Annotated in this window: 22 protein-coding genes and 1 other RNA gene; 17 read left to right on the top strand and 6 right to left on the bottom strand. The window is 68.0% G+C overall.

Features of this window, described 5'->3' with window-relative positions; all coding sequences use genetic code 11:
• Positions 1-40 precede the first annotated feature (40 nt).
• The 5 genes from CDO44_RS20780 to CDO44_RS20760 all read left to right on the top strand — a co-directional run bounded on the left by CDO44_RS20780 (position 41) and on the right by CDO44_RS20760 (position 5,571).
• Entirely contained in the window at positions 41-1,330 is a 1,290-nt protein-coding gene (locus CDO44_RS20780) for a CaiB/BaiF CoA-transferase family protein (protein WP_158213365.1), read from the top strand.
• Between the two features lie 86 nt (positions 1,331-1,416).
• The gene (locus CDO44_RS20775; RefSeq protein WP_158213364.1) at positions 1,417-2,199 is read left to right on the top strand and encodes an IclR family transcriptional regulator; all 783 of its coding nucleotides are present in this window, start codon (positions 1,417-1,419) and stop codon (positions 2,197-2,199) included.
• Positions 2,200-2,247: 48 nt separating this feature from the next.
• Positions 2,248-3,225 (top strand): tripartite tricarboxylate transporter substrate binding protein, encoded by a 978-nt coding sequence (locus CDO44_RS20770; RefSeq protein WP_087782193.1) that lies wholly within the window; start codon positions 2,248-2,250, stop codon positions 3,223-3,225.
• A gap of 18 nt (positions 3,226-3,243) precedes the next feature.
• Positions 3,244-4,218, top strand: coding sequence for an NADPH:quinone oxidoreductase family protein (locus CDO44_RS20765; RefSeq protein ID WP_087782192.1), 975 nt, complete (start codon positions 3,244-3,246; stop codon positions 4,216-4,218).
• A gap of 177 nt (positions 4,219-4,395) precedes the next feature.
• A complete protein-coding gene (locus tag CDO44_RS20760) occupies positions 4,396-5,571 on the top strand; it encodes a PQQ-dependent sugar dehydrogenase (RefSeq protein WP_233146293.1) in 1,176 nt (391 codons plus the stop codon).
• Positions 5,572-5,637: 66 nt separating this feature from the next.
• Here the strand turns inward: CDO44_RS20760 and CDO44_RS20755 are convergent, their stop codons facing one another.
• Positions 5,638-6,009 carry an SWIB/MDM2 domain-containing protein gene (locus tag CDO44_RS20755; protein WP_087782190.1) on the bottom strand — a complete coding sequence of 124 codons (372 nt, stop codon included), beginning with the start codon at positions 6,007-6,009 and terminating at the stop codon, positions 5,638-5,640.
• Positions 6,010-6,383: 374 nt separating this feature from the next.
• On the opposite strand from CDO44_RS20755, the gene CDO44_RS20750 reads away from it, so the two are divergent.
• From CDO44_RS20750 to CDO44_RS20725, 6 genes are all read left to right on the top strand, one after another.
• Positions 6,384-7,109, top strand: a complete 726-nt coding sequence (locus CDO44_RS20750) for a DUF3047 domain-containing protein (protein WP_158213363.1) — start codon at positions 6,384-6,386, stop codon at positions 7,107-7,109.
• A 55-nt stretch (positions 7,110-7,164) separates the two neighbouring features.
• Positions 7,165-8,358, top strand: a complete 1,194-nt coding sequence (locus CDO44_RS20745) for a M20 aminoacylase family protein (RefSeq protein WP_087782213.1) — start codon at positions 7,165-7,167, stop codon at positions 8,356-8,358.
• Positions 8,359-8,504: 146 nt separating this feature from the next.
• Entirely contained in the window at positions 8,505-9,560 is a 1,056-nt protein-coding gene (pyrC, locus tag CDO44_RS20740) for a dihydroorotase (RefSeq protein ID WP_087782188.1), read from the top strand.
• Entirely contained in the window at positions 9,542-10,378 is an 837-nt protein-coding gene (locus CDO44_RS20735) for a DUF3025 domain-containing protein (protein ID WP_233146292.1), read from the top strand. The genes pyrC and CDO44_RS20735 overlap by 19 nt, the downstream gene beginning before the upstream one ends.
• Positions 10,379-10,389: 11 nt before the next feature.
• Positions 10,390-10,804: RNase P RNA component class A (gene rnpB / locus CDO44_RS20730), an RNA gene on the top strand.
• A 150-nt stretch (positions 10,805-10,954) separates the two neighbouring features.
• Positions 10,955-11,521, top strand: coding sequence for a LuxR C-terminal-related transcriptional regulator (locus tag CDO44_RS20725; RefSeq protein ID WP_087782187.1), 567 nt, complete (start codon positions 10,955-10,957; stop codon positions 11,519-11,521).
• Positions 11,522-11,551: 30 nt separating this feature from the next.
• On the opposite strand, the gene CDO44_RS20720 is transcribed toward CDO44_RS20725, so the two are convergent.
• From CDO44_RS20720 to CDO44_RS20700, 5 genes are read right to left on the bottom strand one after another with little or no spacing between them, the layout of a single operon-like run.
• The gene (locus tag CDO44_RS20720; protein WP_087782186.1) at positions 11,552-12,529 is read right to left on the bottom strand and encodes a fumarylacetoacetate hydrolase family protein; all 978 of its coding nucleotides are present in this window, start codon (positions 12,527-12,529) and stop codon (positions 11,552-11,554) included.
• Entirely contained in the window at positions 12,529-13,539 is a 1,011-nt protein-coding gene (locus CDO44_RS20715) for an MBL fold metallo-hydrolase (RefSeq protein ID WP_087782185.1), read from the bottom strand. The genes CDO44_RS20720 and CDO44_RS20715 overlap by 1 nt, the downstream gene beginning before the upstream one ends.
• 49 nt (positions 13,540-13,588) lie before the next feature.
• On the bottom strand, positions 13,589-14,566 hold the full coding sequence (locus tag CDO44_RS20710) for a tripartite tricarboxylate transporter substrate binding protein (protein ID WP_087782184.1): 978 nt from the start codon (positions 14,564-14,566) through the stop codon (positions 13,589-13,591).
• Positions 14,563-16,122 carry a class I adenylate-forming enzyme family protein gene (locus tag CDO44_RS20705; protein ID WP_087782183.1) on the bottom strand — a complete coding sequence of 520 codons (1,560 nt, stop codon included), beginning with the start codon at positions 16,120-16,122 and terminating at the stop codon, positions 14,563-14,565. Before CDO44_RS20705 ends, CDO44_RS20710 begins: the two co-directional genes overlap by 4 nt.
• A gap of 18 nt (positions 16,123-16,140) precedes the next feature.
• Positions 16,141-17,310, bottom strand: coding sequence for an acetyl-CoA acetyltransferase (locus CDO44_RS20700; RefSeq protein WP_087782182.1), 1,170 nt, complete (start codon positions 17,308-17,310; stop codon positions 16,141-16,143).
• Between the two features lie 380 nt (positions 17,311-17,690).
• Here CDO44_RS20700 and mraZ point away from each other — a divergent pair, with 380 nt between their 5' ends.
• Genes mraZ through mraY form a run of 6 tightly spaced genes read left to right on the top strand, consistent with a single transcriptional unit; the run spans position 17,691 to position 25,404 of the window.
• A complete protein-coding gene (gene mraZ, locus CDO44_RS20695) occupies positions 17,691-18,119 on the top strand; it encodes a division/cell wall cluster transcriptional repressor MraZ (protein WP_087782181.1) in 429 nt (142 codons plus the stop codon).
• A gap of 4 nt (positions 18,120-18,123) precedes the next feature.
• The gene (rsmH, locus tag CDO44_RS20690) at positions 18,124-19,185 is read left to right on the top strand and encodes a 16S rRNA (cytosine(1402)-N(4))-methyltransferase RsmH (RefSeq protein WP_087782180.1); all 1,062 of its coding nucleotides are present in this window, start codon (positions 18,124-18,126) and stop codon (positions 19,183-19,185) included.
• A 10-nt stretch (positions 19,186-19,195) separates the two neighbouring features.
• The gene (gene ftsL, locus CDO44_RS20685) at positions 19,196-19,546 is read left to right on the top strand and encodes a cell division protein FtsL (protein ID WP_087782179.1); all 351 of its coding nucleotides are present in this window, start codon (positions 19,196-19,198) and stop codon (positions 19,544-19,546) included.
• Positions 19,543-21,276, top strand: a complete 1,734-nt coding sequence (locus CDO44_RS20680; protein WP_087782178.1) for a penicillin-binding protein 2 — start codon at positions 19,543-19,545, stop codon at positions 21,274-21,276. Before ftsL ends, CDO44_RS20680 begins: the two co-directional genes overlap by 4 nt.
• Entirely contained in the window at positions 21,273-24,245 is a 2,973-nt protein-coding gene (murF, locus tag CDO44_RS20675; protein WP_087782177.1) for a bifunctional UDP-N-acetylmuramoyl-L-alanyl-D-glutamate--2,6-diaminopimelate ligase MurE/UDP-N-acetylmuramoyl-tripeptide--D-alanyl-D-alanine ligase MurF, read from the top strand. The genes CDO44_RS20680 and murF overlap by 4 nt, the downstream gene beginning before the upstream one ends.
• Entirely contained in the window at positions 24,235-25,404 is a 1,170-nt protein-coding gene (gene mraY, locus CDO44_RS20670; protein WP_087782176.1) for a phospho-N-acetylmuramoyl-pentapeptide-transferase, read from the top strand. The genes murF and mraY overlap by 11 nt, the downstream gene beginning before the upstream one ends.
• The last annotated feature ends 2 nt before the right edge of the window (positions 25,405-25,406 follow it).

The following is a 25,406-nucleotide window of genomic DNA, read 5'->3' as shown; positions in this document are numbered from 1 at the left end:
GTCCGTCCGCCGCCACCATCGAACAGGCGCGATGTCTCGTATGAACTTTCATTCCAGTCCGAATCCCGCTCCGGATGCCGAGCCGGCGGCCACTGCCTTGGCCGGCGTGCGCGTGCTCGACTTGTCGCGCGTCATCGCCGGGCCGTGGTGCACTCAGATACTCGGCGACCTGGGAGCCGACGTGATCAAGGTCGAACGGCCCGGAGCAGGCGACGACAGCCGTGCGTGGGCGCCACCTTTCATGTGCGACGATGCGGGCAACCCCACGGGCGAGTCGGTGTCATTTTCGGCCTGCAATCGCGGCAAGCGCTCGGTGGAGATCGATCTGTCCGATCCCGCCGCCGCGGCCCTGCTGCGCGACCTCGCCGCCCAGGCCGACGTGTTGGTGGAGAATTTCAAGGCGGGCACACTCGCCCGCTATGGCCTCGACTACGCCGCGTTGTCGGCGCGCAATCCTGCCCTGATCTATTGCTCGATCACCGGCTTCGGCCAGACCGGCCCCTATCGGGACAGGCCTGGCTACGACACCATCATCCAGGGAATGTGCGGACTGATGAGTTTCACCGGCCAGCCCGACGACGTCGCTGGCGGCGGGCCGGTCAAGGCCGGGCTGCCTGTCATCGATCTGATGAGCGGCCTGTATGCCGCCGTCGGGATACTGGCGGCGCTGCAGCGCCGGTCCCGTTCCGGCCGCGGGCAGCATATCGACCTGGCCTTGCTCGACGTGGGCGTGGCGTCGCTGGCGCACCTCGGACTGCGCTTCCTGGCGGGCAACGGCGCTCCCCGGCGGCACGGCAATCGGTTGCCGATGGTTGCGCCGAGCGATGCCTATGGCTGCCGCGACGGCCGCATCATGCTCATCGTCGGCAACGACCAGCAGTTCCGCAAGTTCTGCCGAGCCTTCGGCCTCGCGCAGCTGGAGACCGATCCGCGGTATGCGACCAACGAGGCACGGCTGGCCCATTCGGCTGAGCTCGACGGCCATTTGCATGCGGCGTTCGCCTCGCGGACCGTGGACGAATGCGTGCGGCGTTGTTCCGAGGCCGGCGTGCCCTGCGGACCGATCAACGATGTCGAGCGCGTCTTCAGTGATCCGCAGGTGCAGGCGCGGGGCATGGTCGCATGGCTGCCGCATGCGCGGACGGCCGGCAGCCGGATCCCCACCATTGCCAGCCCGCTGCGTTTGTCCGAGAGCCCGGTGGTCTATCGCCACGCCGCCCCGGACCTGGGGCAGCACAATGCCGAGGTGTACGGCCTGGCCGCAAATTCTGGTACGGTGGCATGGCCCGTTCCTTCCACCGAACCCGCGCCGGACACCATGCAGCGATGAGCACGCCTCTTCTAGAGACGGGCGGAGAGGATCGTCGCGATGCCGGCCGGCGGGACCACGTCGCCTTGGACACGAGAGGTAGCGATATGCGTACGCTTGAAAGGGCATTCGCCATCATCCGTTGTTTCTCTCCCGAGCAGCCCAGTCTCACGCTGCAGCAGATCGCCGATCGCATCGGTCTGGCCAAATCCACAGCCTTCCGCCTGGTCGGTGCCCTCGAGCAGGCGGGGTATCTGGTCCGCCTCCCGGACTTACGCTACAGCCTGTCGCTGGAGTTCGTGCGGTTGGCCGGGATCGCGAACCGATCGCTGGACGTCGCGCGCTTGCTGCGTCCGGTTCTGGAGGAACTGGCCGCAGCAACCGGGGAGAACGTTACTTTGAATTCCGTCAGCGGCAACGAGCGCGTCTGCATCGACGTCGCGCGCTCCAAATCGCCGCTCATCGGCGTCAACAAACCCGGCGAGCGCGTCCCGCTGGGACTGGGCGCCGCATCGATGGTGTTGATGGCCTACCTGCCGGAGCGTGAGCTGCAAGTGGTGCTTCCCTCGGCCGCCAAGGTGGCGAAGTGCTCGGCCAAGGAACTCGTTTCCATCCTCGCGACGACGCGATCCCAGGGATATGCGGTTTCCCATGGCGGTGGGGTCGGCGGGCTCACCGGCCTGTCGACACCCATTTTCGCCAGCGACGGTTCGGTGCGCTACGCGCTCACGGTCGTCGTTCCCACCGCCCGAGCCAAGGGCCGGGTGGCGAGCCTGCTGGTCCAGGCCAGGCAAGCGTCCATCGCAGCGTCGCACAAGCTCGGGGGAGGCTGCGGCCGCATCGGCCCCATCGCAGCGGGCGCACCCAGGGAGGCAGCAACCGTCCACTAGAAAGCTGCTGGCTAGAAATTGGCAGCGAAGAACCAAGGAGGAGGCACTATGTTCGATTTTGCCGGGCGCATCGTGGCCGGCCTGCTTGCCCTATGCACCGGGCTGGCGCAGGCCGCGGACGCCTATCCTTCCAAGCCGGTCCGGATCGTCGTGGGATTTCCTCCGGCAGGCGGGACGGACATCATTGCGCGATTGATTGCCCCGCGCCTGGCCGAGGAGCTGGGCCAGCCGGTCATCGTGGAAAACCGGCCGGGCGCCGTGGGTACCCTGGCCGCCGGCGCGGTCGCGAAGGCCGAGGCTGATGGCCATACCTTGCTACTGGGCGCCAACAGTACCAACGCCATCGCGCCGGCTGTCTACCGGTCGCTGCCGTTCCGCGCCGACCGCGATTTCGCGCCGATCGCCATGCTTGCTTCGGTTCCCCACGTCGTCGCCGTCTGGCCCGGGCTGGCCGCGGCGTCGCTGGAGGAGCTCGTGGCCATTGCCCGGCGCCAGCCCGACGCGCTGTCGTACTCGTCTCCGGGCAATGGCAGCGCGCCGCATGTCGTGGGAGAGACGTTCAAGATGCTGACGGGCGTACGGCTGCTGCACGTGCCCTACAAGGGGGCCGGACAGTCCACCGTCGATCTGGCATCCGGACAGGTGCAGATCAGCTTCGATACCACGACTAGCTTGGCGCCCCTCATCCGGGCCGGCAAAGTGCGGGCGCTGGCCGTGACCTCCCCGGGCCGCTCGCGGCAGTTTCCCGATGTGCCTACCGCGGGCGAGGCGGGCCTGCGAGACTTCGTATTTCTCACCTGGATGGGGCTCTTCGCCCCGGCCGGAACGCCGGCGGCGGTGGTGAAGAAACTGAACGACGCGGTGCACTCGGTGCTGGCGTCTGCCGACATGCGGCAGCGGTTCCTGGACACCATCGGCGCCGAGATACCGACGCGGGGGGACCCGGCAGCTTTCGACGATTTCGTCTGGGCCGAGATCCGCCGCTATGCGGAGGTCGTGAAGGCGACCCGGATCACCATCGATTGAATCTGTCCGAGGAAAAACATGCATGCGCTCGTCTGCCGCGAATACGGTCCCATCGACCGGCTAGTCCACGAAGATATCCCCGAACCCGAGGTGGGCCCGGGCTGCGCCCTCATCCGGGTGCGGGCGGCGTCGGTCAATCCGCCCGATGTCCTTATGCCCCAAGGAAAGTACCAGGTCAAACCGCCGACGCCGTTCGTGCCCGGCGTCGAAGCCATGGGCACCGTGATCGACACCGGTCCCGGCGTGACGGGATTCGCCCCGGGCGACCGTGTCATGACTTATGCCGGCCAGGGCTGTTTCGCCGAACAGGTGGCGGTGCCAGCCAACCGGGTCAGGCACGTGCCCGAAGGCATGGACGATCTGGCCGCTGCGGGCTTCGTCCTCGTCTATAGCACCGCCTACCATGGCCTCGTGGACTGCGGTCAGCTGGCGGCGGGAGAGACAATCGTGATCCTGGGCGCTTCGGGCGGGATCGGGCTGTGCGCCATCCAGATCGCCAAGGCAATCGGCGCCACAGTCGTCGCGGCCGCGAGCACCCCTCTCAAGCAGCGCACTTGCCTGAACAACGGGGCCGATCATGTCATCGACAGCGATCCGGGCACGCTCGGCACCCGCATCAAGGAACTGACCGGAGGTCGGGGCGCCGACGTCATTCTCGACGTGGTTGGCGGCGACGCGACGGAAAGCGCATTACGGGCCATCGCTCCCTATGGTCGGTTTCTGATTGCCGGCTACGCGAGCGGGGTCATCCCGCTGATCAAGGGCAACCTAGTGCTGCTCAAGCAGGCGCGAGTGATTGGCGTCAGCTATCGTCTTCACCTCGAACGCAACCCGCGGCTTGCCATGGCCAGCCTCGATCGCTTGTGCGAACTCTGGGGCGAGGGTCGGTTGCGTACCGAGGTGACTCAGCAGTTTTCCTTTTCCCGCATCGTCGATGCCCTGCAGCAGATTGCGGACCGCAGGGTGATTGGCAAGGCAGTCGTCACGATGTAGTGCCGTCTCTCCGCGCGCCTGTACGGGCGCCCGCTTCCAATTGGTCACAATCCGGCAGGCCCCCGCCGCATGGCGGTGCGTCGCTCGCATGCGGTACGCTCGCTGGGAGGAACTGCAGCGCGGGAACGCCGGCGCCGGTTTCCGGTCAAGATCCGAATCGCGGGCAAGGAGAACGACATGAAGCTACGAGTGTGTTGCATGGCCTGGTGCGTGGCGGCGCTCATCGCGGGAGCGGGTGCCGCGCAGGCGCAGCCGGTCAGGCCGGGCAAGGATGTGCCGATGGCCAGGGCGGCGTTGCCGGCAGGGGTGACGGTTTCGACCTGGGCCGAAGGCCTGGAGCATCCGTGGGGCCTGGCCTTGCTGCCCAACGGCGGGGCGCTGGTGACCGAACGTCCGGGCCGGTTGCGGGTGGTGTCCCCGAGCGGCGAGCTGTCCCCCCCGGTAAGCGGGACACCCAAGGTCGACGCCCGCGGCCAGGGGGGGCTGTTGGACGTGGTCTTGCATCCGGACTTCGCGCGCAACGGGCTCGTCTACCTGAGCTACGCCGAAGCGGGCGAGGGGGGCAACAGCACGGCCGTGGCGCGCGGCAAGCTGGTGCAGGACGGCGATCGATGGCGCTTTGCCGATTCCAGGGTCGTCTTCCGCCAGGCGCCCAAGTTCGCCAGCACCCTGCATTTCGGCTCGCGCCTGGTCTTCGCGCGCGATGGGAAGCTGTTCGTCACCCTTGGCGAGCGCTCCAGCCGCAGGACGCGGCCGGACGCTCAGGGTTTGGACACGCACCATGGCAAGGTCGTGCGGATCAACGACGATGGCAGTGTCCCCTCGGACAACCCCTTCACCAGTGACAAGAAGGCATTGCCCGAGATCTGGTCGCTCGGCCACCGCAACCCCCAAGGCGCGGCGCTGCACCCGCGCACGGGCGAACTGTGGCTGGTCGAACATGGGCCGCAGGGCGGCGACGAGCTGAATGTCGTGCGCGCCGGGAAGAACTACGGCTGGCCGCGCTATACCTATGGCGAAGAATACGGCGGGGGCAAGATCGGCGAGGAGGCCTCGCCGCCGGGATTCGAGCCGCCCCTCTACAGCTGGGTGCCGTCGGTCTCGCCCAGCGGCCTGGCGTTCTACACCAGCCAGGCCATCCCCGGATGGAACGGCAGCGTCTTCACCGGTGCGTTGAGCGGGCAGGCCTTGATACGCCTGCAGATGGACGGGCAAAAAGTGGTGCGCGAGGAGCGCCTGCTGACCGACATGGGGCGCCGCATACGCCACGTGGTGGCGGGGCCGTCGGGAGAGCTGTATCTGCTGACCGACGCCGGGCAGGGGCAGATACTCGTGATACGCGGCGGACGCTGAAAAACAAGGCGCCCGGACCGATCCGGCCGGGCGCCCGATGGAGCCCCGCGAACCGGGGCGGCCTCTTTACTTCAGGTGCGCGTTGACGATCTTGGTCAACTCGAACATGTCGACGCTGGGCTTGCCGAAGAGCTCCTTGAGCTTGGCGTCGGCGTTGATGTTGCGCTTGGCCTTGGGATCCTGCAGCTTGTGCTTCTTGATGTATTCCCAGACCTTGCGGGTGACTTCCGTGCGCGGCAGCGGGGCCGGGCCGATGATGGCGGCCAGCGTCGCGCTGGGGGTCATGGGCTTGAGGAAAGCGGCGTTGACCTTGCGGGGAGCCTTGGTCGCGGCCTTCTTGGCCGGGGCGGCTTTCTTGGCAGCCGGGGCTTTCTTAGCCGGAGCGGCTTTCTTGGCGGGCGCGGCTTTCTTTGCCGGCGCCTTTTTGGCTGTGGCCATGCTGTACTCCTAAAAAGGGTTCAATCGTCAGATCGTTAGCAGGGCCACACCGCAGTGCGCGAGAGGCAGACTCCAGAACTGCGGAATAACCCCGCGAGCGCAGCATATCGCCTTGCTGGGCAAAGTCACAACAAAATTCCAACAGAAACGGCGTTTCCCTGGGGTTTTCGACGGGTATGCAACGCTTCCCGGGGCGATACGCCCGGTAGAATGGTCGCATCGCCGTCTTCCCCAGCGCCGGGGCGCGCTTGCCGATGTCCGTATCCGTTCCGCCTTGTTTCCGGTTTTCGACCGTTTTGCTGGCTGCCGCCGCTTTGTTGGCGGCTTGCGCCAGCCCCTCCGCGGACCGGGAGGCGACGGCGGAGGTCCCGCCGGTGGACGGCGCCGCCGCGCTGGTGTTGTCACAATCGGTGTCCGCCGTGGGCGAACCGCCCGCAGGCTGGCGGCCCTGGATCATCCGGCCGGACAAGGTCCGTACCCGCTACCAGATCACCCGCGCCCGGATCGAGGGCGAAGACCGCCCCGTCTTGCATGCGGTGGCGCAATCGGCCGCCAGCGGCATGTGGGTGCCTCTTGGCTTGCCGGCCGTCGACGCGCCTTATGTGCGCTGGTCCTGGCGCACGGATGCCATGATCGAACGGGCGGACAGTTCCCGCCCCGAAACCGAGGACGCGCCGGTGCGCCTGGTGCTGGCGTTCGACGGCGATTGGCGCAAGCTGCCGCTGCGCGAGCAGATGCTGGCCGAGACCGCGCGCATGCTGCTCGGACGCGAAGTCCCTTATGCCACGCTGATCTATACGTGGGACACCCGGCTGCCGGTCGGGGCCACCCTGGTCAATGCCCATAGTTCGCGGGTCCGCCTGAAGGTGGTCGAATCCGGTCCCGAGGGCGTGGGCCGATGGCTCGACTACGAACGCAACTACGTGCAGGACTACACCGAGCTGTTCGGCGAGGCGCCCGGCACGCTGATCGGCGTCGGCGTCATGACCGACACCGACAACACCCGGGGTTATGCCGAGAGCTGGTATGGGGACATTCAGCTTTTGACACCAAGTCGGACAGCCCTGGGGGAACTCCCGGACGGTCCGGTTATCGATTGATATTCGGGCCGCGTTCCGGCGGCCGCAGGACCGGAGAGCAGGAATGGAAGCTGGGGTGGCGCTGCGTTCGCCGCTGGAAGCAATACGCAAGTTTCACGATGATCTGACGCTGCTGCGGCGCGACCTGCACGCGCATCCCGAGCTCGGATTCGAAGAGGTGCGCACCTCGGGCATCGTGGCCAAGGCCTTGGAGCTGCTGGGCGTGGAAGTGCACCGGGGGATAGGCAAGACCGGCGTGGTGGGCGTGATCCGGGGCCGCCGCTGCGACAGCGGACGCATGATCGGCCTGCGCGCCGACATGGACGCGCTGCCCATGACCGAGGACAACGCCTTCGACCACCGATCCAGCAAGCCGGGCCTGATGCATGGCTGCGGCCATGACGGCCATACGGCGATCCTGCTGGGCGTGGCCCGCTATCTGGCCAAGACCCGCAATTTCGACGGCACCGCCGTGCTGATCTTCCAGCCAGCCGAGGAAGGGCTGGGCGGTGCGCGCGCCATGATGGAAGACGGCCTGTTCGATATCTTTCCTTGTAACGAAATCTACGCACTGCACAACTGGCCGGGCCTGCCCGCCGGCAAGGTGGGCATCAATCCCGGCCCGATGATGGCGGCTTCCGACCGCTTCGAGATCGTGATCGAGGGACGCGGCGGCCATGGCGCCCACCCTTACCTGACCATCGATCCGGTGGTGGTGGCGGGCCAGATCATCACCGCCACGCAGTCCATCGTCGCGCGCAATGTGAACCCGCTCGATTCGGCCGTGGTGTCCATCTGTTCGGTGCAGGCAGGGCATCCGGGCGCGATGAGCGTGATCCCGCGCGAGGCCCGGCTGGTGGGCACCGTCCGGACCTTCCGCCGAACCGTGCAAGAGATGGTCGAGACCCGGCTGCGCGAGCTCTCGACCTCCATTGCGGCGGCCTTCGGCGCCACGGCCACGCTCAAGTACGAGCGCATCTATCCCGCCACGATCAATACTCCGCGCGAGGCCAATTTCGTCGCGGACGTGGCCACCGCCATGCTGGGCAAGGAAAACGTTATCCGCGACCTGACGCCGTCGATGGGCGCCGAGGATTTCTCGTTCATGCTGCAAGGCAGGCCCGGGGCGTATTTCCGGCTGGGGCAGGGTGGCGCCGAAAGCGGCTGCTTCCTGCACAACAGCAACTACGACTTCAACGATGCCGTGATCCCGCTCGGCGCGGGGATCATGGCTTCGCTCGTCGAGCGGAGCATGCCGGTGGTGGACTGAGCCCCTCTAAGACTGGCCCCCCTACGCGCTGACGCGCGCCCAGTATGGAGGGCCCCCCTGCCGGTCCGCCAGCGCCGCCCCCTTGAGGGGGACGCGCGAAGCGCTAGGGGGGGCGTCCCTTGCGCCGAGGGAGGTAAAATCCTTCTATGACTACTTCCACGCTCACCATCACCCGCCCCGACGATTGGCACCTGCACCTGCGCGACGGCGAGGCGCTCGAAGCCGTCGTCGGCCATTCGGCGCGGCAGTTCGCCCGGGCCATCGTCATGCCCAACCTCAAGCCGCCCGTCACCACGACGGCGCAAGCGCTGGCCTATCGCGAGCGGATCCTGGCGGCGCTGGGCAAGAGCGGGGCGGACGCGGTGGCGTTCACGCCGCTGATGACGCTCTACCTGACCGACAATACCGCGCCCGACGAAATCGCCCGCGCGCGCGAGTCGGGGGCGGTGCACGCGGTGAAGCTCTATCCCGCGGGGGCAACCACGAATTCGGACGCCGGCGTGACCGACCTGCTCGGCCGCTGCGCGAAAGTGCTGGAAGCGATGGAGAGGATCGGCATGCCGCTCCTGACGCACGGGGAAGCCACCGATCCTGCCATCGACGTATTCGATCGCGAGAAGGCTTTCATCGATCGGGTCATGATCCCGCTGCGCCGCGCGTTTCCCGGCCTGAAGGTGGTGTTCGAGCACATCACCACTGCCGATGCCGCGCAGTACGTGCGCGACGCCGAAGGTCCCATCGCGGCGACGATCACGCCGCAGCACCTGCTGTACAACCGCAATGCCCTGTTCCAGGGCGGCATGCGCCCCCACTGGTACTGCCTGCCGGTGCTCAAGCGCGAGACCCACCGCCAGGCCCTGGTGGACGTGGCCACCAGCGGCAACCCCCGTTTTTTCCTCGGCACCGACAGCGCTCCGCATGCGCGTGGCCTGAAGGAACATGCTTGCGGATGCGCCGGTTGCTTCACCGGACTGCACGCGATGGAGCTCTACGCGAAGGCGTTCGACGATGCCGGCAAGCTGGATGCGCTGGAAGCGTTCGCGAGCTTCCACGGTCCCGATTTCTACGGCCTTCCTCGCAATACCGGCACGCTTACGCTGGTGCGCGAGCCGTTCCGCATTCCCGATGAATTGCCTTTCGGCCAGCAAACCATCGTGCCCCTGGCCGGCGGGGAGACCCTGCCGTGGCGGGTCTCGACCTGAGCCCCATCGACTGGGGGCAGCCCTGGTTCGCCGGCATCGCTCACAAGGGCGAAATGCTCGCGCGCGGGAGCGGCGAACCGTTATGCGACAGCCTGAACCGGCTGCTGACCGCGGGCGAGGCCGGAGGCGGGGCGCGCGGCGGCCGCATGCGGCTGGCCTCGGGCAAGTCGCTGTTGTTCGTTCCTCCCTCGGACCTGCCCGAGGGCCGGGCTTACGAGACGCATATCCATCAAACTGGCCGGGTGCCCACCCGGGATAATCTGCATGACCTTTTCAACGGCCTGGTCTGGTTCGCCTTTCCGCAGATCAAGGCGCGCCTGAACGCGATGCAGGCCCGGGCGCTGAAGAAGTCCGCCAGCGCGGCAACGGGCCGGGGCCCGCTACGGGACGCGGTCACGGTATTCGACGAAAACGGCCTGGTGCTGGCCTGCTCCAGCGACGACCTGGCGCAGGCGCTGCGCCGCTTCGACTGGCGCACGCTGTTCATCGAGCGCCGCACCGCGACCCTGATGCAGACCGAACCCTGGGCGGTCGGGCACGGCCTGCTGGAAAAGCTGGTGCGGCCCTACAAGTCGATCACCGCGCATACGCTCATTATTCCGGTCGACGATTCGTACTTCCGCGCTTCGCCGCACCAGCGCCGGGCGACCGTCGACCGGCTGGTGGCGGATTGGCTGGACAACTGGCCCTTCTTCAACACGCGCGACCTCTGCCCCCTGCCGGTGCTCGGCCTGCCGGGCTGGTGGCCGGACAATACCGCGCCGGGGTTCTACGACGACAAGGAAGTTTTCCGCCCCGGGCGCAGCCGCCAGCGGTAAAATAGAAAGGCAGAGCAGATCAGGCAGTCGCGGTGCCCTTGGGCGCCGAGGAAGGTCCGGACTCCACAGGACAGGATGGCGGCTAACGGCCGTCCGGCGATCGCCGCGGGCGCAAGCGCGCGGCGCGAAGCCGAGGAACAGGGCCACAGAGACGAGTCTGCGGCGAGGGCGGATCTTTCCGCACCGGCACGGCTACTTCCGTGCCGTTCGCGCGGCAATGCCGCGGCGAGTCGTTGCAGGGTGAAACGCGGCAACCTCCATCCGGAGCAACACCAAATAGGCATGCGCGCGGCTTCGGTCGCACAGGGCGGTCCGTCCGAGCATGCGGGTAGGTGGCTTGAGCCGTCCGGCAACGGGCGGCCTAGAGGAATGACTGCCCGCGGGGCGACCCGTGTACAGAATCCGGCCTATCGATCTGCTTTGTCTCCATTCCCATGCCTGAGCCGCCCGTCTTCGGGGTAAATCCCTCGTCGCCGGGCGCGGCCAGGTGTTGTACAAAGCGGTCATCGGAAACACCCGGCTCGGGGCGCCGGCCGTGGCACGAGGCCGCGCGGCCTGGGCCCGCACGTCGAGCACATGACCCCGCTTGCTTCCACGCTGTCCGACCTCGCGTTCGAGCTGGCCCCGGTGGGCCTCCTGGTCACGCGCGAGCGCGTCATCGAGCGCTGCAACCGCGCCTTCGCCAACATGTTCGGCTACAGTTCCCAGCAACTGCTCGGCCATACCACCGAAATGCTGTATCCCTCGCACGCGGAATACGAGGACATCGGCGCGCGCGGCGTGCGCAGCATGCTGGCCGAGGGCATCCACCGCGACGAGCGCATCATGCTCCACCGCAACGGCGAGATGTTCTGGTGCGCGGTGTCCGGCCAGCCGGTGGAGCCCGACCAGCCCTACGCGTGCGCCATATGGGTGTTCGAGGACCTGCGGGTGCGGCGCCCTCTGGGCATGGCGCTGACGCCTCGCGAACGGGAAATCTCGGCCCTGATACTGGCCGGCCGCACCAGCAAGCAGATCGCCCGGGACCTTTCGCTGAGCCCCCGTACCGTCGAGACCTATCGCTTGCGCCTCATGCGCAAGCTCGAGGCCAAGACGGTCGGGGAGCTCATCTCGCGCATGCTGGGCCTGCCGGTCGGGCCCTGACACCACCCCGAGGCCAGGCGCCGGGTGTCGCTAGACGGGGATGCGAATGGGAAACGGCGGCGGCGTCGGCACGTGCGGCGCCACGATGCGGTTGCGCAGCGTGCCCAGCCCGCTGACCTCCAGTTCCAGCACGTCCCCGTCCTTCAGGAAGCGGCCGAGCTCGTTGCCGCAGCCGCCTCCCACCGTCCCCGACCCCAGCACCTCGCCCGCGTACAGGGTTTCGTCGGCCGACACATAGGCGATGATGTCCAGGAAGGTGTGATGCATGTCGCGCGAATTGCCCCGCGACCATTCCTCGCCGTTCACCCGCGTGACCATGGTGAGCGCCTGCGGGTCGGCGATTTCATCCGCGGTGACCAGCCACGGCCCCATGGCATTGCCCGTGTCGAAGTCCTTGCCCTTGGCGGGTCCCAGGCCGCCCTGCATTTCGGCGTACTGCGCGTCGCGCGCCGAGAAATCATTGAAGATGGTGTAGCCGAAGATGCAGGAGGCGGCCTCGGAAGCGGGAATGTTCTTGCCGCCGCGAGCGGTGACGACGCCGATCTCGAGCTCGTAGTCGATGACCTGGGAATAGGACGGCCAGTGGACGTCGGCGCCGTCGCCCACCACGCTGAACGGATTGCCCTTGTAATAGATAGGGCGCTCGTACCAGACGCGCGGCAGCTCGATCGAGGCCGGATCCAGCCGCCGCGTGCCGATGCCGAACAGGTGGCGATTGGCGCGCGACTGGCGGAAGTGGGTCTCGAAGCACAGGCAATCCCTCAGCCGCCGCGGCTGCGGCAGCGGGGCCAGCCGGGCCAGGCCTGCAACGGGAAGGGTGGCGGCGGGCCTGGCCGCGAGCGCTCGCGCGTGGTCGAGCGCGGGCGCACCGCCATCGATCAGGTCCAGCATGCTGCGGAAGTAGGGGGCGGCGTCGCCCGCCGTGAAATCGGAGACCGCGGATTGGTCAGGCAGCAGCGCGCCGATGTGGGGCGTGCCGTCCGCGGCAAGGAAAGTGGCCAGTTTCATCAGTGGTTCCCGTCGCAGTGTTCGTGTCCGCAGGCGTGCTGCTTGCGGGCGAAGTGGCGCTTGCCCATCAGGGCCAGCATGTCCAGGACGTTGGGCTTGGGCAGGGCGTCGCCGGAGATCTCGCGGTAGCAGGCGTAGACGTTCACGCACAGGCGCTCTTCCTCGCCCCAGGCCGCCCAGCGGTCCATCGAGATGGCGTCCACCGCCTGCTCGAACGACATGCCGGCCTCGAAGCACTTGCGGGACTCGGCCAGCAGGTAGACCAGGTAGTCGCGGAAGTCCCGCACGCCGGCCTTGTCGGTAATGGGGCCGTGGCCGGGCACGATGGTTTCCACGTCCCAGCCCAGCATGCGGTCGCAGGCGGCGATCCAGTTCGAGACGGGCCCCGTCCAGATGGCCGGGTGCCCGCCCACGAACATGATGTCGCCGGTGAAGACGACGCGGTCCTTGGGCACGTAGACCAGCACGTCGCCGCGGGTGTGGGCCGGTCCGACCTCGATCAGCTGGACTTCCTTGTCGCCCACCGTGAGGTCCATCCGATGGTCGAAGGTCTCGGTCGGCAGCGTGAGGCGGATGCCGCTGAAGTCGAACCGCGAGCCGATGACCTCCTGCCAGAATTTGCCGGCCATGCCCATGTTGGGCCAGTCCTTCTGCCAGTCGAGATACTGCTCGGGCGGCCGGTGCTTCATATCTTCCACGCAGCCGTTGGAGGCGATGATGCGCGAGCCTTCCAGCAACTGGTTGCCGAAGGTGTGGTCGCCGTTGCCGTGGGTGTTGACCAGCGCGCCGATCCGCTTGGCGGCGGGTACGGCGTCGCGCATGCTGGCCAGCATTTCGGCGGTCAGGGGCAGGTCGAACAAGGTATCGACCAGCAGCGATTCGCCGCCGTCGGATATGAGGCCGGCGTTGGACCAGCCCCAGCTGCCGTCGGGCACGAGGTAGGCGTGCAGGCCGTTGCCCAGGTCGTGCAGGCCCTTGGTGTAGCGCCACTTGGCGGTGGATGTCGTCATGTCGTCTCCTTCGGGTTCTCGGGGTCCTGGCCGCGTCATCCGCGGCCGCTCAGTCCAGCCGGATGTTCGCGTTGCGGATGACCGCGCCCCATTTTTCGTAGTCGCGGCGCAGGATCGCGCCGAGCTCGGCCGGGGTCGATCCTACCGGCTCCAGGCTGGCCGTGGCCAGGCGTTCGCGTACGTCGGGCATGGCCAGCACGCGGGCGATGTCGGCGCTGAGCCTGTCGACCACCTCGGGCGGCGTGCCGGCCGGTGCGAACAACCCGTGCCAGGCATCGGCCACGTAGCCAGGCACCGTTTCGCCTATGGTCGGCACGTCGGGCAGGTTCCCGGTACGCTTGGCCAGAGTCACCGCGAGAGGACGGACCTTGCCTTCCCGGGCGGCGGCCACGCCATTGGTGTAGGGCTCCATGGCCAGGTCGATCTGACCGCTCAGCAGGGCCAGCACCTTGTTGGTATTCATGGGCACGTGCAGCATGGGGGTGTCGGTCATGCTGGTCAGCAGCTCCATCACGATGTGGTTGCCCGAGCCGTTGCCGGCCGAACCGTAGGTGAGCTTGCCCGGGTTCTTCTTCGCGTAGGCGATGAGTTCCGCCACATTGCGGGCTGGCAGTTCATTCCGGGCGAGCAGCACGTAGCCCAGGTTGACCATCAGCGACACCGGGGCGTAGCTCTTGAAGGGGTCGTAGCCGAGCTTGGCGTAGAGGTGCGGATTCGCGCACAGCACCGAGTTGACGGTGTAGAGCACGGTGTAGCCGTCGGGCTGGGCCTGCGCGACAGCCGCCGCGCCGATGCCGCCCCCTGCGCCCGGGCGGTTCTCCACGATCAGCGGCTGGCCCCAGATGTCTCCCAGTTTCTGGCCGACGATGCGTATGACCACGTCGGGCGAGGTGCCGGGGGCGAATGGCACGATCACCCGGACCGGATGGGACGGGTAGGCCTTTTCGGCGCCGTGGGCCGGCCAGGCGGCGCCGACCGCGAGCGCCAGCGCGCCCCGGCCGAGCATGCTTGCAAGAGTGGTCTTCATGTCGTCTCCTTGGGAGGTGTCGGCTCATTCCGGCCGGCGAGCGCGGCCTTGAGCTCGGTTTTCAGGACCTTGCCGTAGTTGTTCTTGGGTAGCGCGTCGACAAAGCGATAGCGCTTGGGCCGCTTGAAGCGGGCGATGTGCGCCAGGCACAGGCGATCGAGCTCGGCCTGCGTCGGTTCGGGCCCGTTGCGCGGGACGACGAAGGCCACGACCTCTTCGCCCCATTCCGGGTCGGGCGCACCGACCACGGCCACTTCGGCCACGCCGGGGTGGGTAAGCAGGACCTCTTCGATTTCCCGCGGGTAGATGTTGGAGCCCCCCGATATGATGACGTCCTTGGAGCGGTCCTTGAGGGTGAGAAAGCCCTCGTCGTCCATGAGGCCGACGTCGCCCGTCCACAGCCATCCGCCGCGCAGCGTCCTGGCGCTGGCGTCCGGGTCGCGCCAGTACCCGCCCATGACCACGTCGCCGCGGACCTGGACTTCGCCGATCTCCCCGGCCGGCAGCGGCGCGCCGTGGGCATCGGCCACGCGAACCTCGACTTGCGACTGGGCCACGCCCACCGAGGCCAGCCGGGCCGGCCAGCGCGGATGGCCGCGATCGGCCAGTTGGCGGCGCGATAGCGCGGTGATCGTCATGGGCGATTCGCCCTGGCCGTAGATCTGCACGAAACGGTCGCCCATGACCGCGAGCGCGTTCCTGATGTCTTCGACGTACATGGGGCCGCCGCCATAGACGATGGTCTTGAAGCCGGCCGGATCGTCGCCCGCCGACTCGATGCGGGACACCAGCCGCTTGACCATGGTTGGGGCGGCGAACATAGACAGCCGGTCCAGTCCGCGCGCCAGGCCGGCCAGTTCCGCCGGGTCGAAGGCTCCCGACTCCGGGATCACGTGGCGCGCCGCGGCCATCATGTGCGGCAGGCTGTACAGGCCGGCGCCATGCGACATGGGCGCGGCGTAGACCGTGGCGTCCCGGACGTCCACCGCGTCGACATCCGAGAAATAGCAGGCCGTCATCGCCAGCAGCATCCGGTTCGTCTGCATGACGCCCTTGGGCCGTCCCGTGGTGCCGGAGGTATAGAACAGCCAGGCCAGGTCCTCGGGGCGGCGGGATGCCGGAGGAAGAGGGGCGGCGCCGAGGAGGGCGCGATAGCCGCCGGTCCCCGTTTCGAATACGTGGCGTACGGAAGGCGCGCTGCCCAGCAGGGGCAGCAGGCCGGCCGACAGCTCCGGGCTGATGAACAGCGCGCCCGCCTGCGCATGGTCGAGGATGAATGCCGCCTCGCGGGGGTGGAGCTTGGCGTTAATCGGCACGATGACGAGGCCTGCCCACCATGCGCCGTACATGGCCTCGAGATATTCCGGGCTGTTGGTCATGAACAGCGCGACGCGGTCGCCGGACGCCAGGCCGGCGCGGTTGCGCAGGCCGCCCGCGATGGCGGCGGCGCGGGCCGCGAGGCCGCGGTAGTCGTGCAGCAGGGAAGTCCCGAGGTAGACGGCCGGCAGGTCGCCATGGACCCGGGCGGCGCGCGCGAGCAATTGGGCAAGATTCATGGCGTCGTTCCCTGGGCCCTAGGCGGCGCGTTCGAGCACGCTCACGTAGTTGGCGACGACGGCGCCGCCCATGTTGAAGACGCCGGCCAGGCCGGCTCCCGGCACCTGGATGGCGCCGGCCTCGCCGCATAGCTGCCTGGCGGCCATGACATGCATGGAGACGCCGGTGGCGCCGACCGGGTGGCCCTTGGCCTTGAGGCCGCCCGAGGGATTCACGGGCAGCGCGCCGTCGAACGCCACGGTGCCGTCCTCGACGCAGCGCGCGCCCTGGCCGGTTTCGGCCAGCCCCATGGCTTCATAGCAGAGCAGTTCGGCGATGGTGAAGCAATCATGGACCTCGGCCAGGTCCAGGTCGCCGACGTCCGCCCCGGCTTCTTCGAGCGCGCGCCGCCAGGCCAGGCGCGGGCCCTCGAACGCCACCGGGTCGCGCCGGGACATGGGCAGGAAATCGTTGACCTGCACCGCCGCGCGAAAGCGGACCGCGCGCCGGAACTCGCGGGCCAGGGGGGCCGCGGCCAGTACCAGGGCCGCCGCGCCGTCGGCCACGGTGGAGCAGTCGGTCTTTCGCAATGGGGCGGCGATGAGCGGGTTGCGCTCGGAAACCGTGTTGCAGAACTCGAATCCGAGGTCGCGGCGCAAGTGGGCGAGCGGGTTGCGCGCCCCGTTCGCATGGTTCTTGGCCGCGATGCGGGCCAGTGTGGCCCCGTGGTCGCCGTGGCGGGCGAAGTACTCCCGCGCGATCCGGGCGAAGATGCCGGGAAAGGTCATCCCTTGCGCGCCTTCGTCCCGGTAATGGCTGGCGCGCGCCAGGGCCGCGGTGACGGCGGGCCCGTCGGCCGCGGTCATTTTTTCGGCGCCCACCACCAGCGCGATGCGGGCGCGGCCGGCGCCGATGGCGTCGAGCGCGGCATGGATCGCGGCCGAGCCGGAAGCGCAGGCATTCTCCAGCCGCACGGCGGGCTTGAAGCGAAAGCCTTCGTCGGCGCCGAACGGCAGCGAGGACACGAAGCCGTCGGGCACCATGCCGGCGTTGAAGTGGGACACGAATACGGTATCGATGTCCCGCGCCTGCAGGCCGGCGTCGGCCAGCGCGGCATGCGCGGAATCGACCATCAGCCGCTCGAGGTCGAAGGCGTCGAGGCGGCCGAACGGGGTATGGCTCCATCCGACGATGCAAGCGTGCTCCATGGCGTCTCCTGTGGCGCTTGTCCGTGACCGGCATGCGCGCTCGTTATGGAGCCCATTATTTCCAAGGCCCGTACCCGGGCCTAGTCGTAGGAATACGCTAGTCGCGGCCCCCGGCCACCCTCAACCCCGCATCACGTCTCGCGTTTTGTTACCTTGTCGCGCCTTGCGGCGCCGCGGCACGGATTTCTTCAGACGCTACCTTCACTTCAAATTCCAATGCACTGATTTTATGGAATATTTCGCAATATGAATGTTGAGGAAGTGCGGCTAAGTCCTTGTTACTTATGAAAAAACCCGGCCGGAGCGGCTTGACCCCGCTTGAGCGCTCCTTTAGAGTGGGAAATAGTAGAATTTTGTGCAAAAAAGTGGGGTGACGAGTCGTGTTTCAGGGCAGCAGCGCGCTCACGCTCGATGCGAAGGGAAGGGTCTCGATCCCTACCCGGCATCGTGACGCGCTCATGGCGCAGGCCGAAGGCCGCCTGACCCTGACTCGGCATCCGGACGGTTGCCTTCTGATCTACCCCCGTCCCACCTGGGAGGTGAAGCGCGAGCAGATCGCCGCATTTCCGATGCAGGCGCGCGCGCTACAGCGGTTGCTGCTGGGCAATGCCCAGGATGTGGAGCTCGACAACGCGGGCCGCATCCTGATCGCTCCCGAATTGCGCACCGCGGCCGCCCTGAACCGCGACGTGATGCTGCTCGGCCTGGGCGCGCACTTCGAGCTGTGGGACGCTGCCGTTTTGGCCCAGCGCGAGCAGGAAATGCTGGCGCAGGGCATGCCCGAAGTCCTGAACCAGTTTTCTTTCTGACGCCGTGACGACCCCATTCCTGCATCGGCCCGTGCTGCTGGAGCCGACGATAGACGCGTTGGCCGTACCCGCCGACGGCGTTGGCGCCGGGGTCTGGGTCGACGCCACTTTCGGGCGCGGCGGACATTCCCGGGCGTTGCTCGCGAGGCTCGGACCGGACGCGCGGCTGGTGGTCTTCGACAAGGATCCGCAGGCGATTGCCGCGGCCCGTGCGCTGGCCGACCAGGATGGCCGGGTGACGGTGGTCCACGAAGGCTTCGGCGAACTGGCCGACGAGTTGTCCCGGCTGGGGGTCGACCGGATCGACGGCCTGATGATGGACCTGGGTATTTCTTCGCCGCAGATCGACGACGCGGAGCGCGGATTTTCCTTCATGCGCGACGGCCCGCTCGATATGCGGATGGACACCACGCGCGGCGAAACCGCCGCGCAATGGCTCGCTCGCGCGAGCATCGACGACATGCGGGAGGTCATAGCACGCTATGGTGAAGAACGGTTTGCTTTCCAGATTGCAAAGGCGATTGCAGCTAGCCGCGAGAAACGGCCTATCACGACCACAGGCGAGCTTGCCGACGTCGTGGCTGGTGCCGTCCGCACGAGGGAAAAGGGTCAGCATCCAGCGACCCGCACCTTTCAGGCTATACGGATTCACCTCAATCAGGAGCTTGAAGAGCTCCCGCGTGCGCTAGCGGCGGCGCTCGACCTGCTGGTTCCGGGCGGGCGGCTGGCGGTGATCAGCTTCCACTCGCTCGAGGACCGCATCGTCAAGCAGTTCATTGCCGCAGCTTCGCGGCCGGGGGCCGAAACCGCCAGGCTGCCGCTGCGCGAGAGCGAACGGCCGCAGCCCGTGCTGGCCTCGGTGGGGCGCGTCCTGCCCAGCGAAGCCGAAATCCAGGCCAATCCCCGCGCCCGTTCCGCCGTCCTGCGTGTGGCCGAGCGCACGCACGTGGCCCTGCCGGCCGAGGGCGGCAGGGCTTTCCTGAAGATGCCCGAGGCGCCGGCCGGCCGGCGGCGCCAGCCGGCCCGGACGCGCACGCCGCGCGCCCAATCCTTCGCCTGCGCATAAGGAGGCCGACATGGGGCGCCTGCTCTTCGTCCTGACAGTCGCCTTGGTCGGCTGCTCGCTATCGCTGGTCAGCAGCCAGTACAAGGCGCGCAGCCTGTTCGTCGAATTGGAGCGTGCCCAGTCGGTGGCGCGCGACCTCGACGTCGAATGGCGCCGCCTGCAGCTCGAGCAGACCGACCACGCCAAGCATGCGCTGATCGACAGTGTGGCCCGCACCACGCTGAAGATGGAGCCGGTCACGCCGGCGCGCACGATCTATCTGGCGCAATCGCGCGACGCCCAGACCGGCCCGGCCCTGCTGCCCTATGGCCCGCCGGGCGTGCCCGTGCCGCCCAAGCCCCCTGCGAGAGGTGCACGATGAAGCGCGTGCGTTTTTCGTCCGAAAACCCCGTCCTGAACCTGAAGCTGCCCGCCTGGCGGTCGCGTTTCGTGCTGTTCCTGCTGTTCGCCGGCTTCGCGGCGCTGGTGGTCCGGGCCCTGTACCTGCAAGGATTGTCGAACGAGTTCCTGCAGAAGCAGGGCGAGTCGCGCTATGCGCGCACGCTGGTCCTGCCCGCTTCCCGCGGCAAGATCACCGACCGCAACGGGGTGGTGGTCGCATCCAGCATCCCGGCGCGCGCGGTGTGGGCGATCCCCGAGGACGTCAAGGCGCCTCCTTCCAAGCTGGCCGAGCTCGCCAAGCTGCTCGACACGCCGTTGCGCGACTTGCAGCGCAAGCTGGCCAACGAGGACAAGACATTCGTCTACCTGAAGCGCCAGGTGCCGGTGGAGGTGGCCGAGAAGGTGGCGGCCCTTGGGCTGGATGGTATCCACCAGCAGCGCGAGACGCTGCGCTACTACCCCGAGGGCGAGGTGCTCGGCCATGTGCTGGGTTTCACCAACGTCGAGGACCGCGGGCAGGAAGGCATCGAGCTGGCCTACAATTCCCAGTTGGCAGGCCGTCCTGGCAGCCGCCGGGTCATCAAGGACCGCCTGGGAAGGGTAGTCGAGGACGTACAGGCGGTTCGTGCGCCGGCCAATGGTCACGACCTGACCCTGTCCATCGATACCCGAGTGCAGTACCTAGTGTTTTCGCAGTTGCAAGAAGCAGTCGAGCGCCACAAGGCCAAGGGCGGCGCCGCCATCGTGGTGGATACGCGCACCGGGGAGATCCTTGCCTTGGCGAACCTGCCCACCTACAACCCCAACCACCGCGAGACGCTGACCGGCGCCCGCCTGCGCAACCGCGCGCTGACCGATACCTTCGAACCGGGTTCCACGATCAAGCCGTTCTCGATCGCGCTGGCGCTCGACCTGGGCCGGGTGCAGCCTTCGACGGTGGTGGATACCGGCGGCGGCCGCATGAACTTCTACGGCCGCACCATCAGCGACACCCATGGCTACGGCAAGCTGGACGTGGCCGGCGTGGTGCAGAAGTCGAGCAACATCGGCACCACCCTGATTTCGCAGCGCCTGGAAAACAAGGAAATGTGGGAGAAGTACACCGAGCTGGGCCTGGGCCAGGCGCCCAAGCTCGACTTCCCCGGCGCGGTGGCGGGGAGGCTGCGCCCCTATGACAAGTGGAAGCCCATCGAAAAAGCCACCATGTCCTATGGCTACGGCCTGTCGGTATCCCTGGTGCAGATGGCCCATGCCTATACCGCCTTCGCGCGCGACGGCGACACCGTGCCGCTGACTTTCCTCAAGACCGAGCGTCCGCCCGCGGGCACGCGCATCTACTCGGCTAAGACGGCGCGCACCATGCGGCAGATGCTCGAGGCCGTGGTCGGCCCCGGCGGCACGGCCTCGCAGGCGCAGGTCATGGGCTACCGCGTGGCGGGCAAGACCGGCACCGCGCGCAAGATCGTCAACGGCGCGTACGTGTCCAAGTACGTCGCGTCCTTCGCCGGGTTCGCGCCGGTTTCCAATCCGCGCATCGTGGTGGCGGTCATGATCGACGAGCCCACGGTGGGCAGCATCTACGGCGGCGCGGTGGCCGGACCGGCGTTCTCCAAGATCACCGGCGGCACGCTGCGCATGCTCGGCGTGGAGCCCGACGCACCGTTCAAATCGCTCGTCATTCCCGAGCATCCCCTGGAGGACAGCCTGTGACGGCGGCAACGTCCCCCGCCTCCGCGATCCTGGAGTGGCTGCGCCAGCACGCCTCTCCAGGTTCGCATTTGCGCCTGGATTCCCGGGCGGTGCAGGCGGGCGACATTTTCCTGGCCTATGTCGGCGCGCGCAGCGACGGCCGCGATTTCATCGGCCAGGCGCTCGATCGCGGGGCGAGCGCGGTGGTGTTCGACGATGCCGACCCGGGGCGCACGGCCGCGCTGCTGCGCACCCTCGGCGAGCGCGGCGTGCCGGCGCTGCCGGTATCCAGCCTGAAGCCGGCGCTCGGCGCCGTGGCCTCCGGCTGGTACGGCGAGCCGTCCCGCGACATGCGGGTGATCGCCGTGACGGGCACCAACGGCAAGACGTCCTGCACGCAATGGCTTGCCCACGCGCTGACGGCGGGCGGCATGCCTTGCGGCGTGATCGGCACGCTTGGCATACAGATACCTGCCTCCGACGGCGGCTCGCGCTCGCTGGCCACCGGCCTGACCACGCCGGACGCCGTGGCCCTGCACCGGGCGCTGGCCGACATGCGCCGGGACGGTGTAGCGGCGGTCGCGATCGAAGCGTCCTCGATCGGGATCGCCGAAGGGCGCCTGGACGGACTGCACGTCGACATCGCCGTATTCACCAACCTTACCCGCGATCACCTGGACTACCACGGCGACATGGCCGCCTACGAAGCCGAGAAGGCGCGGCTGTTCTCCTGGCAAGGCGTGTCGGCTGCGGTCGTGAACCAGGACGACGAGGCCGGCCGGCGGCTGATCGCCGCGCTGCAGGCCGGCAGCCGGCCGGTGGCGCTGACCACCTATGGCCTCGATGCGGCGCCGCAGGCCGCGGGATCGCGCGCCCTCATCGCCTCCGACCTGCACGCGACCGGGCACGGCATGGTGTTCACGTTGAACTGGCAGGGCCGCGCGGTGCAGATCGCGACACCGCTGCTCGGCGAGCACAACGTGTCCAACCTGCTGGCCATGGCGGGTGTGCTTTTCGAACTGGGATGGAGCGTCCAGCGCGTGTCGGCGGCGCTCTCGTCGGCCCAACCCGCGGCGGGCCGGCTACAGGCTGTCGCGGTGGCGGGACGCCGCCCCGGCGAAGGCGGCCCGCTCGTGGTGGTCGACTACGCCCATACGCCCGATGCCCTGGCGCGCGCGCTCGAGGCGCTGGTGCCGGTGGCCCAGGCCCGTGGCGGCCGGCGCATCTGCCTTTTCGGATGCGGCGGTGACCGCGATCCCGGCAAGCGGCCGCAGATGGCGCAGGTCGCATGCACGCATGCCGACCAGGTCATCGTAACCAGCGACAATCCCCGCGGCGAATCACCCCAGTCCATCATCGACCAGATCCTGGCCGGCGTGCCCCGGGGCTTCGTCGTGCGGACCGATCCCGACCGCGGGCGCGCCATCCGGGATGCCGTGCTCCAGGCCGGCCCCGAAGACCTCATCCTGGTGGCGGGCAAGGGGCATGAGGCCTATCAGGAGATAGGCGGCGTCCGCCATCCGTTTTCCGATGTCGAGCAGGCCGAACTCGCCCTTGCCGCCTATCGCGTCGATCCCGCTGCGGCGGGCCTGATGACGCTGGCCGACGCGGCGCGCGCCATGCGCGGCGTCGTGCACGGCGAGACGGGTGCCGATTACGTGGTTTTCGGCTGCGTGGGCAGCGACTCGCGCAACGTCGCCCGGGGCGAGTTGTTCGTCGCCCTGAGCGGCGAGCGCTTCGACGGCCATGCTTACGTGCGGGCCGCGCGGGATGCCGGCGCCGTGGCTGCGGTCGTGCAACGTCCGGTCGAAGATGCGGGCATGCCGCAGATCGTGGTGGCCGATACCCGGCGCGCGCTGGGCGATCTTGCCGCTGCCTGGCGCGGCCGTTTCGCCATTCCGGTGGTAGGCGTGACCGGCAGCAACGGCAAGACGACCACCAAGGAAATGATCGCCGCGATTTTCGCGGCGCGCCATGGCGCCGAGGGGCGCCTGGCCACGCAAGGCAACCTGAACAACGAGATCGGCGTGCCGCTCACGCTGATGCGGCTGCGCGATGCCCATCGCTGCGCGGTGATCGAACTGGGCATGAACCATCCCGGCGAGATCGCCGAGCTGGCGCGCATTGCCGCGCCTACGGTGGCGCTGGTCAACAACGCCCAGCGCGAGCACCAGGAATTCATGCATACCGTCGAGGCCGTGGCGCGCGAGAACGGCGCCGTCATCGCCGCGCTGGCCGCAGACGGCATCGCCGTCTTCCCGGGCGATGATCCTTACACGCCGGTGTGGGTCGAGCTGGCCGGCACCCGCCGCTGCCTGCGCTTCGGCCTGGGCGGCGACGTCGAGGTGGGCGCGCGGGACGTCCGCCTCGATCCGTTCGAGACCCGCTTCCAGCTCAGCACGCCCGACGGCGAGGTCGAGATCGTCCTTGCCGCGGCCGGGATGCACAACGTGCGCAACGCGCTGGCAGCGGCCGCCTGCGCTCTGGCGGCAGGCATCGACCTGGCCGCCATCGCGCGCGGCCTGGCGGAATTCGCGCCGGTCAAGGGGCGCATGCAACGCCATCGGCTCCCTGGCGGCGCGTTGCTGATCGACGATACCTACAACGCCAATCCCGATTCGGTCCGGGCCGCCATCGACGTGCTCGCGAGCCTGCCGCAACCGCGCGCGCTCGTGCTGGGGGACATGGGTGAAGTGGGGGACCAGGGGCCGGCCATGCATGCCGAGGTCGGCGCATATGCGAAGGAGCGGGGCATCGATGCGCTGTTCGCGCTGGGGGATGCCACCCGGGCTACCGCCCAGGCGTTCGGTGGCGGCGGCGTGCATGCCGATGCGGTCGAGCAGGTGGCGCCTGCCGTGATGGCGATCCACCCCGCATCGGTATTGGTGAAGGGCTCGCGCTTCATGCGCATGGAGCGGGTAGTGCAGGCATTGCAGGCCGGCCTCCCGTCGGATCATTCTTCTATTGGTAATAATAAGCATGCTGCTTGAACTGGCCCAATGGTTATCGGAGGATTACCGGGCTTTCTCGGTGTTCAGCTACATCACGTTGCGCGCGGTGCTCGCGTGCGCGACGGCGCTGCTCATCGGGCTGATCGCGGGTCCGTGGGTGATCCGCAAACTGACCGCGCTCAAGATCGGCCAGGCCGTGCGCAGCTATGGTCCCGAGACCCATTTGATCAAGAGCGGCACGCCCACCATGGGGGGCGCGCTCATCCTCATCGCCATCGGCGTCTCCACGCTGCTGTGGGCGGACTGGAGCAACCGCTTCGTCTGGGTGGTGCTGCTGGTCACCTTCGGTTTCGGCTGGATCGGCTGGTCGGACGACTATCGCAAGGTCGTGCGCCGCGATCCCGAGGGCATGCCGGCGCGCGAGAAGTTCTTCTGGCAGACGCTGATCGGTCTGGTGGCCTCGGTCTACCTGGCTTTCGCCATCTCGGCGCCGGACGCGGCCGGCACCTGGTCGCTGCTGGTCGACTGGGTTTCGGGCGGGTTCGGCTACCACCTGCCGCAACGGGCCGACCTCATCGTGCCGTTCTTCAAGAGCGTGAGCTATCCGCTGGGCGTGATCGGCTTCATCGCCCTGACGTGGGCCGTGATCGTGGGAAGCAGCAACGCCGTCAACCTGACCGACGGCCTCGACGGGCTTGCCATCATGCCGACCGTGCTGGTGGGAACCGCGCTGGGCGTGTTCGCCTACGTGGTCGGCCGGGTCGATTATTCCAAGTACCTGCTGTTCCCGTACATACCGGGCGCTTCGGAGCTCATGGTGATCTGCGCGGCGCTGGGCGGAGCCGGGCTGGCTTTCCTGTGGTTCAACGCCTATCCGGCCCAGGTGTTCATGGGCGACGTCGGCGCGCTGGCGCTGGGCGGCGCGCTCGGCACCATGGCCGTGATCGTGCGGCAGGAGATCGTGCTTTTCATCATGGGCGGCGTGTTCGTGGTGGAGACGCTGTCGGTGATCCTGCAGGTGAGCTGGTTCAAGTACACCAAGAAGCGCTACGGCCAAGGCCGTCGGATATTCAAGATGGCGCCGCTGCACCACCATTTCGAGGTCAGCGGCTGGAAGGAAACCCAGGTCGTCGTCCGGTTCTGGATCATCACCATGATGTTGGTGCTGGTCGGGCTGGCGACGTTGAAGTTGCGTTAAGT

The sequence above is a fragment of the Pigmentiphaga sp. NML080357 genome, assembly GCF_002188465.1.
Classification (GTDB): domain Bacteria; phylum Pseudomonadota; class Gammaproteobacteria; order Burkholderiales; family Burkholderiaceae_B; genus Pigmentiphaga.
This window is presented reverse-complemented; position numbering and strand designations above follow the sequence as displayed.

Excerpts from the sequence above, each read along its gene's own strand:
- CDO44_RS20700 (WP_087782182.1), bottom strand. The coding sequence starts at position 17,310 with ATGGAGCACGCTTGCATCGTCGGATGGAGCCATACCCCGTTCGGCCGC.
- CDO44_RS20770 (WP_087782193.1), top strand. The coding sequence starts at position 2,248 with ATGTTCGATTTTGCCGGGCGCATCGTGGCCGGCCTGCTTGCCCTATGC.
- CDO44_RS20765 (WP_087782192.1), top strand. The coding sequence starts at position 3,244 with ATGCATGCGCTCGTCTGCCGCGAATACGGTCCCATCGACCGGCTAGTC.
- ftsL (WP_087782179.1), top strand. The coding sequence starts at position 19,196 with ATGGGGCGCCTGCTCTTCGTCCTGACAGTCGCCTTGGTCGGCTGCTCG.
- CDO44_RS20780 (WP_158213365.1), top strand. The coding sequence starts at position 41 with ATGAACTTTCATTCCAGTCCGAATCCCGCTCCGGATGCCGAGCCGGCG.
- CDO44_RS20710 (WP_087782184.1), bottom strand. The coding sequence starts at position 14,566 with ATGAAGACCACTCTTGCAAGCATGCTCGGCCGGGGCGCGCTGGCGCTC.
- CDO44_RS20755 (WP_087782190.1), bottom strand. The coding sequence starts at position 6,009 with ATGGCCACAGCCAAAAAGGCGCCGGCAAAGAAAGCCGCGCCCGCCAAG.
- CDO44_RS20680 (WP_087782178.1), top strand. The coding sequence starts at position 19,543 with ATGAAGCGCGTGCGTTTTTCGTCCGAAAACCCCGTCCTGAACCTGAAG.
- CDO44_RS20775 (WP_158213364.1), top strand. The coding sequence starts at position 1,417 with ATGCGTACGCTTGAAAGGGCATTCGCCATCATCCGTTGTTTCTCTCCC.
- CDO44_RS20715 (WP_087782185.1), bottom strand. The coding sequence starts at position 13,539 with ATGACGACATCCACCGCCAAGTGGCGCTACACCAAGGGCCTGCACGAC.
- CDO44_RS20705 (WP_087782183.1), bottom strand. The coding sequence starts at position 16,122 with ATGAATCTTGCCCAATTGCTCGCGCGCGCCGCCCGGGTCCATGGCGAC.
- CDO44_RS20725 (WP_087782187.1), top strand. The coding sequence starts at position 10,955 with ATGACCCCGCTTGCTTCCACGCTGTCCGACCTCGCGTTCGAGCTGGCC.
- CDO44_RS20720 (WP_087782186.1), bottom strand. The coding sequence starts at position 12,529 with ATGAAACTGGCCACTTTCCTTGCCGCGGACGGCACGCCCCACATCGGC.
- pyrC (WP_087782188.1), top strand. The coding sequence starts at position 8,505 with ATGACTACTTCCACGCTCACCATCACCCGCCCCGACGATTGGCACCTG.
- mraY (WP_087782176.1), top strand. The coding sequence starts at position 24,235 with ATGCTGCTTGAACTGGCCCAATGGTTATCGGAGGATTACCGGGCTTTC.
- CDO44_RS20760 (WP_233146293.1), top strand. The coding sequence starts at position 4,396 with ATGAAGCTACGAGTGTGTTGCATGGCCTGGTGCGTGGCGGCGCTCATC.